We start from the raw sequence: 11,351 nt of genomic DNA, 5'->3' as shown, positions 1-11,351 counted from the left end.
CCATTAGTCTTAGATTGTGACAAAACCCAGGGAAGGGCCGCTCAGGCACGCCACCATGCGCGAACGCAATCTCGCCGTGGTGCTGGAGCAGGTCGTACGCTGCCAGCCGGTCACCCGTGCCCGGCTCGCCGAGCAGACCGGGTTCACCAAGACCACCGTCTCCAACCTGCTGGCGGTGCTCGAAGGCGCCGGGCTGGTCCAGGACGGCGCGCTGGTCCAGGGCGGCGAGCGCGGCCGGCCCGGGATCGCCGTCTCGGTCAACGGCGACGGCGCCGCCGCGCTCGGGCTGGAGATCAACGTCGACTATCTCGCCGCGTGCGTGCTGGACCTGGGCCGGCGCACTCGCTACCACCAGCTCGTGACCTTCGACAACCGGGGGCGTGCGCCCGAGGCGGTGATCTCCTCGCTGGGGCGGCTGGCCGCCGAGGCCGTCGCCGCGGCCGCCGGGCAGGGCCTGGTGGTGGCGGGCGCGACGGTCGCCGTCCCCGGCCTGCTCGACCGGGAGAACGGCCTGGTCCGCCGCGCCCCGAACCTCGGCTGGACCGACGTCCCGGTCAGCGCCCTGCTCCGCGACGCGCTGCCCGACCTGCCGATCCCGGCCGCCCACGACAACGAGGCCAATCTGGCGGCGCTGGCGGAGCTGTGGTTCGGTGACGGCGCGCGGCACGGCGGCTTCATCCACGTCTCGGGCGAGATCGGGATCGGCGCGGGCATCGTCATGGACGGTCAGGTGCTGCGCGGCACGCACGGGTTCGCCGGTGAGCTCGGCCACCTCGTCGTGGAGCCGGGCGGCGCGCCGTGCACCTGCGGCGGGCGCGGCTGCCTGGAGCAGATCGCCGGCCAGGACGCCATCCTGCGCGCCGCCGGGCTGCCCGCCGTCACGGCCACCACGGCGGCCAAGCCGGACGGCCCGATCAGGGAGCTCATCGACCTGCTGGAACGCTCGGACCAGCGGGCGCTGGCCGCGCTCGACGGCGCGGGCCGGGCACTCGGCGCCACCCTCGCCTCGGCCGTCAACCTGGTCGACCCCGGCGCGATCGTCCTCGGCGGCATCTTCTCGCCGCTGGCCTCCTGGATCCGGCCGGCGGTGGAGGCCGCGCTGGGGGAGGGGAGCGGCTCGCTGCGTACCGCCGTGCCGCCGGTGGTCGCCTCGGAGCTGGCGGGGAACGCCGCGGTGCTCGGCGCGGCCGGCGTGGTGATCGAACGCGTCATCGGCCACCCGGCGCTCCTGCTGTCCTCCTAGCGCCCAACCTCGATGAGTGAGTTCGGCGCCGTGGATCGTGCGCGCCACAGCTCGACGGCCAGCCAGAGGCCGCCGACGGCGATCAGCGCGCCGTGCGCGATCCGCAGCGAGTACGGCCCGAAGAACTGCGGGATGAACAGCGCGAACCCCACCGCGAACGGCACCCCGCTCCACTTGGCCAGCGTCCCGGACCGCCACACGGCCACCGCCGCCATGACCGCCCCCACGCCCAGCAGCGCGAGCCCGGCGGCGAACATGGTCACCGCCACCGGCCCGAACCGGAACTCCGCGGCCAGCTCCATCAGCGCCGGAGCCTGGTCGCGCAGCGAGCGGCGGGCGATGACGCTCAGCCCGAAGTCCTCCGCGCCGTAGTAGGGCAGGGTGAGGCCCGCGCCGACCCATGTCACCACCGCCGCCCGCAGCGACAGCCGGTCGCCCAGCACCTGGTGCAGTCCCAGGACGGCCAGCCCGGTGAGGATGAAGCCGATCATGGCCGCCAGATGACCGGCCACCCACGCGCCCGATGCCATGGCGGCCGCGTCGTCGCCGGACGGCCGCACGGCCGGATAGATGAGGAACAGCACACCGCAGGCGGCGAAGGCCGCAGAGGTCAGCCGGGCGTTCATGGTCACTCCAAAGAGGGGGGAGGGGCATTGCTCTCTTGTGTGAGCAATGCTCTCCCTTTGGAGCGCTGATGTCAAGAGCGGTGCTCTCGCTTGGCGAGCAGGGGCACCAGGGTGCGGTCGCCGAGGCGGGTCATCGCGGCCAGCGGCTTCGTGGCCGCGCCGACCAGTAGCGGCAGGCCCGGCTTGCCCGTCGCTCTGGCCAGGGCGGGACCGAGGGCGGCCATCATGGCGGTCAGGCCCGGCAGCGGCCTGATCCACATGGTGATCTCCTTGATCAGGCCCTGGTCGTCGAAGTGCAGCAGGACCGACTCCTCGATCTCCTCGCGGCCCAGGCGGGCGGTGGCGGCGAGCACGCGGGTTCGCTCGTCGCCCAGGTCCGTGTGGTAGCGCAGGTCGGACAGGGCGCCCAGTGCCGCGGTGAACAGCTCGCGTACCTGCTCCTGGCCGTGGAAGGTCGCCGTGGCGCTGAGGGGGGAGTGGAAGATCACGTCCGGCGCCAGGGTGGACATGATCGCGTTGACGTTCTTCGCCTCGCCGGCTTCGCGGTAGGCGCGGGCAGGTGAGTCCTGAATGTGAACTGTCATGGGTTCACTTTATCAACCCACTATGCTGGGGTCGTGAACAGGTTCGGGGAGATGCACTGCTCCATCGCTCAGGCCGTCGGCGTGGTCGCCGAGCCGTGGACGCCGTTGATCCTGCGGGATCTGTTCCTGGGGGTGGGCCGGTTCGACGACCTCGCGGAGGATCTGGGCATCTCGCGCAACCTGCTGACGCGGCGGCTGGAGCGCCTGGTGGAGGCGGGGGTGGTGGAGCGGCGGCCCTATCAGGAACGGCCGGTTCGTTTCACGTACACGCTGACCGAGGCGGGCCGTGACATCGTGCCCGCGCTGTTCACGCTGATGGCCTGGGGGGACCGCTGGGCGACCCCGCCCGGCGGGCCGCCCGCGCTGCTGGTGCACTCCTGTGGCGAGCAGTTCACGCCGGTCGTGACGTGCCCGCACTGCGGGGGCCGGGCCGACGCGGACACGGTGCGGGCCGTACGCGGGCCCGGCGCCGCTCAGGGGCCCGGCACGATGGTGCTCTCCGCCCCCGGCAAGCGCGACGAGCTCGCCCCTGGCAGGCGCGACGAGGCCGCCCCGTGAAGACGACGAGGCGGCCCCGAAAGACAGGTGTCAGATCCGCGCCGGCACCTCGTTGCCCGCGGCGCGGATGGCCTTCGGCAGGTTGACCATGGCCAGCAGGACGAAGCCGATTACGAAGAAAATGATCATCGAGATGATGGCGATCCGGTAGCTGTTGGTGAGCTGGACCGCGATCGTCACCGTCAGGGAGCCGATGAACGCCGACCCCTTGTCACTGATCTGCAGCAGGCTGAAGTATTCGGCCTCCCGCCCCTTCGGGATGACCAGCGAGAACAGCGAGCGCGACAGCGCCTGGGTGCCGCCCAGCACGATCGAGATGGCGAAGGCCAGCAGGTAGAACTGCAGGGCGGCCTTCTCCTGAAGGAAGTACGCGGCCAGGACGATCACCGTCCACACCACCAGGCTGCCCAGCACCGTGTGCTTGGTGCCGAACCGGCGGGCCAGCCAGCCCATCAGCAGCGCGCCGAAGAACGCCACGAACTGCACCATGAGGATCGCGCTGATCTGCGTCTCCTTGCTCAGCTTGAGCGCCTCGGAGGCGAAGGCCGAGCTGTTGCCGATGACGGTCTGCACGCCGTCGTTGTAGACGAGGTAGGCCACCAGGAACAGCAGCGTCAGCGGATATTGGCGCAGCTCGCTCAGCGTACGGCCGAGCTGCTTGAAGCTGCCGCCGACAGAGCGCAGCGCCGTGCTCTCGTGGGCCGCGACCGGCCGGTTGCGCAGCCTGAGCAGGGGGACGATCGTGAAGATGGCCCACCACAGGCCCGCCGACATCATGCTGATCCGCACCGACATGCCCTCGTTCAGCCCGAAGCTCTCGTGCTTGAGGTAGAGCACCAGGTTGAGCGCGAGCAGCACGCCGCCGCCCAGATAGCCGATCGCCCAGCCGCGGGAGGAGACGCGGTCGCGTTCCTCGGCGGTGGAGATCTGCGGCAGGAAGGAGTCGTAGACCACCACGGACGAGCCGTAGGCCAGGTTGGCCAGGATGAACAGCACCCCGCCCAGCATGTAGCGGTCGCCCTCGAGGAAGTACAGGCCCACCGTGGCCAGCGCGCCCACGTAGGCGAAGCCGCCGAGCATCTCCTTCTTGCGCCCGGTGTGGTCGGCCAGCGCGCCCACGATCGGCAGGCAGAGGATCTGCAGCAGCACCGCCACGGTCAGGGTCAGCCCGAAGAACGCGGCCGGTCTGATGTCGGCGCCCAGCACGTCGACGTAGCCCAGGCCCGGGTTGGCCTCGGCCAGCTTGTCGAAGTCGGTCGAGCAGGTGGCGGCCGCGACCGAGGGGAAGTCCTTGGCGCAGGCCGCGGTCCTGGCGACCGAGATGAGGTACGGGCTGAGGAAGACCGAGATGATCGTGGTGTAGAAGGCGGAGTTGGCCCAGTCGTAGACGTACCAGCCGCGTTGTTCGCGCCTGCGTGCCGACGGGGAGTCGGCGGTGTCGTCGGGAGCCGCGGGGGGTGCGGGTACGGGCATGTGTCGTGTCGCTCCTATGCGGCCATGCGGCCCGGATGCCACTGGCCGCGACGTTCCAGCACGTCACGCAGGCCGGTGACGTTGTCGGTCATGACACCGTCGACGCCGAGGTCGAGCAGGTGTTCCATGCGGGCGGGGTCGTTGATCGTCCATACGTGCACCTGCATGCCGATGGCGTGCGCCGTACGGATGAGACGGCCGGTGGTGACGCGCAGGCCGCGGAAGCCCACCGGCACCTGCGCGCAGGGCACGCCCGCGCGCTTGAGCCGGGTCAGCAGCCGCCCGTAGCCGGAGGTGGACGCGGCGGCGCGCAGCGCGGCGACGCCGCGCGGGCCGAGCGCCGAGCAGACCTCCCGGCCGAGCGCGGCCCTGGCCAGCACCAGGCGCTCGTCGGAGAAGGAGGTCAGGCAGATCCGGTCGTAGGCCCCGGTGCGGCGGACCGCCTCGGCGAGCGGCGCGATCGCGGCGGCCTCCTTCACGTCGATGTTGAAGCGGATCTCCGGCCAGCCGCCGAGCAGATCCTCCAGCAGCGGGATCTCGTGCACACCCCCGATGCGCGCCTGCCTGACCGCGCTGTAGGGCAGCTCCGAGATGCGGCCGCGCCGGTCGGTGACCCGGTCGAGGGTGTGGTCGTGGAAGGCGAGCAGCACTCCGTCGGCCGTGGCGTGCGCGTCGGTCTCCAGATAGCGATAGCCCAGCCGGACGGCCTGCTCGAAGGCGGCGACGGAGTTCTCGGCGCCCTCGGCGGCGCCCCCGCGATGCGCGAAGGCCAGCGGGCCCGGATGATCGAGAAACGCGAAGCGGCGGCTGAGCACGTCCTGAAGTATGCCTTCCGTGGGAAAAAATGAGGTTACAAATCGGGGAGATTCTGCCATTCCTGGCGTCGGGCCTCGGCCAGCGCGATGGCGGCGGCCACCGAGACGTTGAACGAGCCGACCCGCCCGACCTGCGGGATGTAGCAGACCCCGTCGACGGCGTCGAGCAGGGCCGGCGAGCAGCCGTGATCCTCGCTGCCGACCACCAGGCACACGTCGCGGCCCAGGTCGGCCCGGTGCAGGGGCACGGCCTCGGCGGTCAGCTCGATGGCCAGCACGGAGTAGCCGTCCTCGCGGGCGGCCTTCACCGCGTCGACCGCGGGGACCGGCTCGTGCCAGGTGACCAGCCGCTCGGTGCCGAGCGCCGTCTTGCCCGCCTTCGGGTTGGTCGGCGGGGTGGCGTTGCCCGCCAGCCAGATCTGGTCGACGCCGAACGCGGCGGCGCTGCGGAAGATCGAGCCGACGTTGAACGGGCCGGTGACCGACTCGAGGATCAGCGACAGCCGGTTCGAGGTGTTTCTGCGCCAGGTGCGGTTGAGCCGCTTGACGTCGGTGGGGCGCAGCTGCCTTCTCATCGGGTTACCTTCAGGATTCGGTAGGCGGCGCGGGAGGCCGCGCGGCCGGCCTGCCAGCCCTGCTCGCCGAGCCAGCGCTGCAGGGAGTCGGAGCCGAGGTGCTTCTGTACGACCAGGTAGGCGACGCCGTCGGGCGTCAGCCGGGTGAGCCAGCGGGTGAGCATCTCGTGCAGGGCGGGCTTGCCAATACGGATAGCGGGATTAGACCAGATAGCCCGAAATTTCACGTCATCGGGTACCTCGTCGATATGTACGGACCTTACTTTGTCAAGGCCGACGGCTTGGGCGTTGCGCGCGGTGAGCTCCAGGCTGCGCCGGTTGACGTCGACGGCCCAGACGCTCGCGCCGGGCGCCCGCGAGGCCATGGTCAGCGCGATCGGGCCGTAGCCGCAGCCCAGGTCGAGCAGGTCGCCCTCCTGCGGCGGCGGCGGCACGCTCTCCAGCAGCACGCGGGTGCCGAGATCGACCCGCTCGGGAGAGAACACCCCCCGGTCGGTCTCCAGTCGCAGGTGCAGGTCGGGCAGCACCAGGTCGACGGAGCCCGGCCGGCTCGCGGTCTGCGGCTGCTCGGAGAAATAGTGGGCCACGTGGCAAAACGTTACGGGATCCGGGCACCGAACAGGACCGCGGCACCCGCCACCAGCAGCCCGGCCACCATGGCGGCCACAATGAACCACTGGGTGACCTCCTGGTCCACCAGCTTGAAGCCGAGCGAGGTGCCGATCTGCTCGTAGACGTCACGCAGCTCGCTGCCGGACTCCGCGGCGTAGGCCCGGCCGCTGGTGCCGTCGGACAGCGACTGCAGGGTCTGCTTGTTGACCGGCACGTTCACCGGCCGGCCGTCGATGGAGACGGTGCCCTCCTGCGTGCCGTAGGCGATCGTGGAGACCGGCACCCGGGCCTGCTGGGCGGCGTCGATGGCCTCGTTGACGCCCCGGCCCGAGGTGTTGTCGCCGTCGGACAGCAACACGATCGCGGCCGGCGGCGGATCCGTGGCCGCCTGCTGGTCGAAGGAGCGTACGGAGTCGAGCGAGTTGAACACCGCCTCGCCGATCGCGGTGCCCGGCCGGGTGGTCAGGTTGCCGATCGCGGTCACGACGGCCTGGTGGTCGGTGGTGGGGGCGATGACCACGTTGGCCGAGCGGGCGAAGGAGACCACGCCGACGTTGAACCGGTCGGGCAGCTCCCTGGCGAACGCCTGGGCGGCGGCCTTGGCGGCGCTGATCCTGTTGGGCTGGACGTCGTCGGCGTCCATCGACAGCGACACGTCCAGCGCGATCATGATGGTGGCCCGGTCGCGCGGCACCTTCACCTGGTCGGCCGGCTTGGCCGCGCCGATGACCAGGAGCGACATCATGACCAGGAACAGCAGCGGCGCCACATGCCGCCGCCAGCCGGGGCCGGCGGGCGCGACCAGGTCGAGCAGCGCGAGGTTGGTGAAGCGCACGGTGTAGCGGCGCCTGGCGAACTGCGCCACGACGTATCCGACCACGAGCAGCGCCACCACCGCGAACAGCCACAACCACGCCGGCGACAGAAAGGTCACCCTGCCTCCTTCTTTCGGCCTGCCTCCTTCGGCATAGGCCCATTGTCGCGCTGTTCGATGGCGGTCCGGCTACGCACGTGCCCTCCGATGGGCGAGATGGGTCATGCGCCGCTGGCGCAGGACGAACTGCGCGACATCGAACACCCAGTCCCTGTCGGTCCGCAGCACCAGGTGCGCCACACCGGCGCGGCGCAGCGCGGCCTTGGTGCCTTCGCGTTGCAGTGCCGCCGCTTCGGCATAGTCTCGGCGTACTTTAGGGGAAAGGTGCACTTCGCGTACGTGCCCGCTCTCGGGGTCGGCGAACGCGACCCGGCCCACATCGGGGAGTTCGAGCTCGCGCGGGTCGATGATCTCCACGGCCAGCACCTGGTGGCGGGCCGACAATCGCTTGATCGGCCGCTCCCAGGGCCGCTCGGCGCCGGGGTCGAGCTCGGGCCGGGCGTCGAGGAAGTCCGAGACGATCAGCCGCATGCCGCGCCGCCTGCGGGTGGCGGCCAGCACGTCGATGCCCTCCGCCAGGTCGGGCGCGTCGGGTACGGCCTGCCCGCGCGGCGCGTCCATCAGCGAGTGCAGCAGCCCGTACAGGGCGGGCCGCCCGGTGCGCGCCGGCATCCGGTGCACGAACTCGTCGTGCAGCACCAGCGCCCCGAACCGGTCGCCCATCCGGCTGGACAGGAACCCGATCGCGCCCACCGCGGCCACCACCAGATCGCGCTTGTCACTGTCGGCGGTGCCGAAGTCCATGCTGGGCGACAAATCGGCCAGCGCCCACGTCTCCAGCTCGCGGTCGGCGATCAGGTCGCGGACGTGCGGCACGGTCGTGCGGGCGGTGACCGCCCAGTCCATCCGCCGCACGTCGTCCTCGCCGGGCACGTAGATCCGGCTGTCGCCCGCCTCGCTGCCGGTCCCCGGCAGCAGCCCCAGGTGGGCGCCGTGCAGCAGCCCGTCGAGCCGCCGGGTCACCGTCAGCTCCAGCCGCCGCAGCGCCTGCTCGGCCGTTCTCATCGGCCGTGCCCCGTCCGCGTCATCGGTTCCGGTCCCGTCACCGTCATCGGTTCTGGTTCCACACGACGAGGGGCGGCGGTACGGCGTGCAGGATCTGCCGGACCACCTGTTCGGGATCGACGCCGTCGGCCAGCGCGTCGAAGGTGAGCATCAGCCGGTGCGACATCACGTCGACGGCCACGTCCCGTACGTCGTCGGGCAGCAGGTAGTCACGGCCGCGCAGCAGGGCCAGGGCGCGCCCGGCGGAGACCAGGCCGAGCGTGGCGCGCGGGCTGACGCCGATCTCGATGGTCTCGGCCAGCTGGCCCAGGCCGTACTCGGCGGGTGATCGGGTGGACATGACCAGCCGTACGACATAGTCGGCGACGAGCTGGTGCACCGAGATCTGCTCGGCCGCCTCCTGCAGCGCCATCAGCCGCGCGGGGTCCAGCACGCGCTCGGGCGTCGGCGGGGTGACGCTCATGCGGTGCAGGATCTCCAGCTCCTCGTGCGCGCTCGGGTGCGGCACCCGTACGCGGAACAGGAACCGGTCGCGCTGCACCTCGGGCAGCGGGTAGACGCCCTCGGACTCGATCGGGTTCTGGGTGGCCAGCACGATGAACGGCCTGGGCAGCTGGTGCGTGACCCCGGCCAGCGTGACCTGGCGCTCGGCCATCACCTCCAGCAGCGCCGACTGAACCTTGGCGGGCGCCCGGTTGATCTCGTCGGCGAGCAGGAAGTTGACGAACACCGGACCCAGCTCGACGTCGAACTTCTCGTTGGAGGGATGGAACACGCGGGTGCCGACGATGTCGCTCGGCACCAGGTCCGGGGTGAACTGGATCCGGGCGAACGTGCCGCCCACCACCGTGGCCAAGGTGGACGCGGCGAGGGTCTTGGCGACGCCTGGCACGCCTTCCAGCAGGCAGTGACCGCGGGCCAGCAACGCGACGACCAACCTCTCGACCATGTGGTCCTGGCCGACGATCACCCGCCGGACCTCGTCAAGAGTTTGACGCAGCACGGCCGCATCGGTTTCGTCTGGCAAATCTTCGGCGACGCTCATGACGCCATTCCACCAAACGTCCCGCAAACGTGCACGGCGCCGGTCTGTGCTTTCATGGCAAACGTGGCCAGTCCGCTGCAGTACGGAGATCCGCCCCGGCTGGGGCCGTTCGTCGTGCAGGCCCGCCTGCACTCGGCGCCGGCCGGTTTCGTCTACCTCGGGCAGGGGGCGGACGGGCGCGCCGTCTCCCTGGCCCTGCTGACCCGGGGCGCCGCCTTCGACGCCGCCGCGCGCGAACGGTTCGTGACCGTGATGCGCGAGGCCGCGCCCGCCGGCATGCGCGGCTGGCTCGGCCGGGCCACCAAGACGCGCGCCGCGGTGCTGGACGGCGCGCCGGAGGTGCTGGCGATGGAGACCGGCACGGCTCCCTGGGTGGCGGTGCCGTACGCGCCGGGCCAGCCGGGGGCCGAGTGGTTCCTGGAACCGGTGATGGTCGGCGGCACCCTCATCGGACAGGCGCATGGCCCGGACTTCGTACCGTACTGGCTGACCGACCGCGCCCCCGCCCTCCCCGGGCAGCCGCGCGGACGCCGGCCGCTCACCGAGACGCGCCGGCGGGTGCTGATGGCCGCGCTGGCGCTGGCCGTGCTGCTGCTGCTCGGTACGGTGATCGCGCTGCTGCTGATCATGGGCAGGGAGGACGCCGAGCCGCTGCCCAGGCCCCTGCCGCCGACGAACTTCCAGCCGACGGCGCCCCCGACGCCGGCCACACGGGAGCCGCAGCAGCCGACGCCCAGCCAGACGCCGGCGCCGAGCAAGAGCGGCCAGGCCACGCCGGGGCCGACGCCCGGCGAGGACACGGGAGACGGTTCGCCGCTCTGATCTCACGGCTCGCCGGTTTGCGGCGCGCGGATTTCCGGCGCGCCGTCCTGTTCCGCGCGGATTTCCGGCGGGCTGTCCTGTGGGGCTGCTTTGCGGGGCGCGGGTTTCCGGGTCGTGGGTTTTTGGTTTGAGCCTCACGTTGCGTGAGGTTCTAGCGTCCGTGGACATGGAGTTCATCGTTCAAGACACGCTCACGCCCATGGCCGAGCTGCTGGAGCAGCCGCTGGAGCGGCGCCCCGACCTGCTGCGCGAGCTGCTCGCGCCCATCCGCCAGGTCATCCCGATTCCGGGCGACATCGTCGACATCCACCACCAGGGCAGCGGCTTCCGGGTGGACGCCGAGGACCCGCGTTACCTGTCCGCCCTCCACGCCATGATGGAGGCGGACGTCCTGGGGCAGATCGAGCACGAGCTGCACCGGGCCGCCGATCGGCTGGCCGGCCTGAAGTTGCCCGAGTCGTTGCGGGTGCTGTTCGTGCTGGGCGATCCCGACAGCGAGCAGTTGATGAAGGTCACGGGCGGCTACTACGGGATGGGCAGCTCGCCTGGCCTGCTGTACCTGCTCGGCTGGCCGTCGGAGGAGGTCATCGGCAGGATCGCGCACTGCGCCGTCCACGAGTTCCACCACCAGGCGCGCTACACCAACGTGCCGTGGCACCCGACGGTGGGGGAGCACGTGATCTCCGAAGGGCTGGCGGAGGCGTTCGTACGGGAGCTGTCGGGGGTCGAGGCCATGGGGCCGTGGTCGTCGATGGTCAGCGGAGAGGAGCTGGACCGGGCCGACGAGAAGATCATGGCCGACTTCGATCTGGAGGGCATGCACCTCACGTCCGCGTACGTGCTGGGGGACACCACCGTGGCGCGGTTCGGGCAGGAGCCTCGCGGCATTCCCGACATGGCGGGATATGCGGTGGGGTTGCGGCTGGTGGACGCCCACCTGGCCGCCACCGGGATGACGGTCGCGGAGAGCACGGCACTGCCGCTGTCGCAGATCGTGCCGCGGGGCGAGGCTTCCTCTTAGCGGCCTGAGGCTCGGTGCGAGCGAGGGAGGCGTGGGCT

General features: G+C 71.2%; 13 protein-coding genes. 4 read left to right on the top strand and 9 right to left on the bottom strand.

Annotated elements, in window-relative coordinates:
- Positions 1-16 precede the first annotated feature (16 nt).
- Complete coding sequence (locus AB0B61_RS38920) at positions 17-1,243, top strand: ROK family transcriptional regulator (protein ID WP_358443179.1); 1,227 nt, start codon at positions 17-19, stop codon at positions 1,241-1,243.
- On the opposite strand, the gene AB0B61_RS38915 is transcribed toward AB0B61_RS38920, so the two are convergent.
- Positions 1,240-1,869: a hypothetical protein gene (locus AB0B61_RS38915; protein WP_358443176.1), complete on the bottom strand. Its 630-nt coding sequence runs from the start codon at positions 1,867-1,869 to the stop codon at positions 1,240-1,242. The genes AB0B61_RS38920 and AB0B61_RS38915 overlap by 4 nt on opposite strands.
- A gap of 71 nt (positions 1,870-1,940) precedes the next feature.
- Positions 1,941-2,453 (bottom strand): nuclear transport factor 2 family protein, encoded by a 513-nt coding sequence (locus tag AB0B61_RS38910; protein WP_358443173.1) that lies wholly within the window; start codon positions 2,451-2,453, stop codon positions 1,941-1,943.
- A 33-nt stretch (positions 2,454-2,486) separates the two neighbouring features.
- On the opposite strand from AB0B61_RS38910, the gene AB0B61_RS38905 reads away from it, so the two are divergent.
- Positions 2,487-3,011: a helix-turn-helix domain-containing protein gene (locus AB0B61_RS38905; RefSeq protein WP_358443170.1), complete on the top strand. Its 525-nt coding sequence runs from the start codon at positions 2,487-2,489 to the stop codon at positions 3,009-3,011.
- Positions 3,012-3,041: 30 nt separating this feature from the next.
- Here AB0B61_RS38905 and AB0B61_RS38900 read toward each other — a convergent pair whose 3' ends face one another.
- From AB0B61_RS38900 to AB0B61_RS38870, 7 genes are all read right to left on the bottom strand, one after another.
- Entirely contained in the window at positions 3,042-4,484 is a 1,443-nt protein-coding gene (locus AB0B61_RS38900) for an MFS transporter (protein ID WP_358443167.1), read from the bottom strand.
- Positions 4,485-4,498: 14 nt separating this feature from the next.
- Complete coding sequence (locus tag AB0B61_RS38895) at positions 4,499-5,299, bottom strand: glycerophosphodiester phosphodiesterase family protein (protein WP_358443165.1); 801 nt, start codon at positions 5,297-5,299, stop codon at positions 4,499-4,501.
- 35 nt (positions 5,300-5,334) lie between these two features.
- Positions 5,335-5,874, bottom strand: coding sequence for a TrmH family RNA methyltransferase (locus tag AB0B61_RS38890; protein WP_357649632.1), 540 nt, complete (start codon positions 5,872-5,874; stop codon positions 5,335-5,337).
- Positions 5,871-6,461 carry a methyltransferase gene (locus AB0B61_RS38885; RefSeq protein ID WP_358443162.1) on the bottom strand — a complete coding sequence of 197 codons (591 nt, stop codon included), beginning with the start codon at positions 6,459-6,461 and terminating at the stop codon, positions 5,871-5,873. Before AB0B61_RS38885 ends, AB0B61_RS38890 begins: the two co-directional genes overlap by 4 nt.
- 11 nt (positions 6,462-6,472) lie before the next feature.
- Entirely contained in the window at positions 6,473-7,420 is a 948-nt protein-coding gene (locus AB0B61_RS38880) for a VWA domain-containing protein (protein WP_358443159.1), read from the bottom strand.
- Positions 7,421-7,489: 69 nt separating this feature from the next.
- A complete protein-coding gene (locus tag AB0B61_RS38875; protein WP_358443156.1) occupies positions 7,490-8,425 on the bottom strand; it encodes a DUF58 domain-containing protein in 936 nt (311 codons plus the stop codon).
- A gap of 43 nt (positions 8,426-8,468) precedes the next feature.
- Positions 8,469-9,470, bottom strand: a complete 1,002-nt coding sequence (locus tag AB0B61_RS38870; RefSeq protein ID WP_358443153.1) for a MoxR family ATPase — start codon at positions 9,468-9,470, stop codon at positions 8,469-8,471.
- Positions 9,471-9,524: 54 nt separating this feature from the next.
- Here AB0B61_RS38870 and AB0B61_RS38865 point away from each other — a divergent pair, with 54 nt between their 5' ends.
- On the top strand, positions 9,525-10,292 hold the full coding sequence (locus AB0B61_RS38865) for a hypothetical protein (protein ID WP_358443150.1): 768 nt from the start codon (positions 9,525-9,527) through the stop codon (positions 10,290-10,292).
- 166 nt (positions 10,293-10,458) lie between these two features.
- The gene (locus AB0B61_RS38860) at positions 10,459-11,313 is read left to right on the top strand and encodes a DUF2268 domain-containing putative Zn-dependent protease (protein ID WP_358443147.1); all 855 of its coding nucleotides are present in this window, start codon (positions 10,459-10,461) and stop codon (positions 11,311-11,313) included.
- Positions 11,314-11,351: the final 38 nt, after the last annotated feature.

The organism is Nonomuraea sp. NPDC049158 (assembly GCF_040648335.1).
GTDB lineage: Bacteria > Actinomycetota > Actinomycetes > Streptosporangiales > Streptosporangiaceae > Nonomuraea.
The sequence above is the reverse complement of the archived record's forward strand: the minus strand, read 5'-3'. Positions and strand labels throughout refer to the sequence as shown.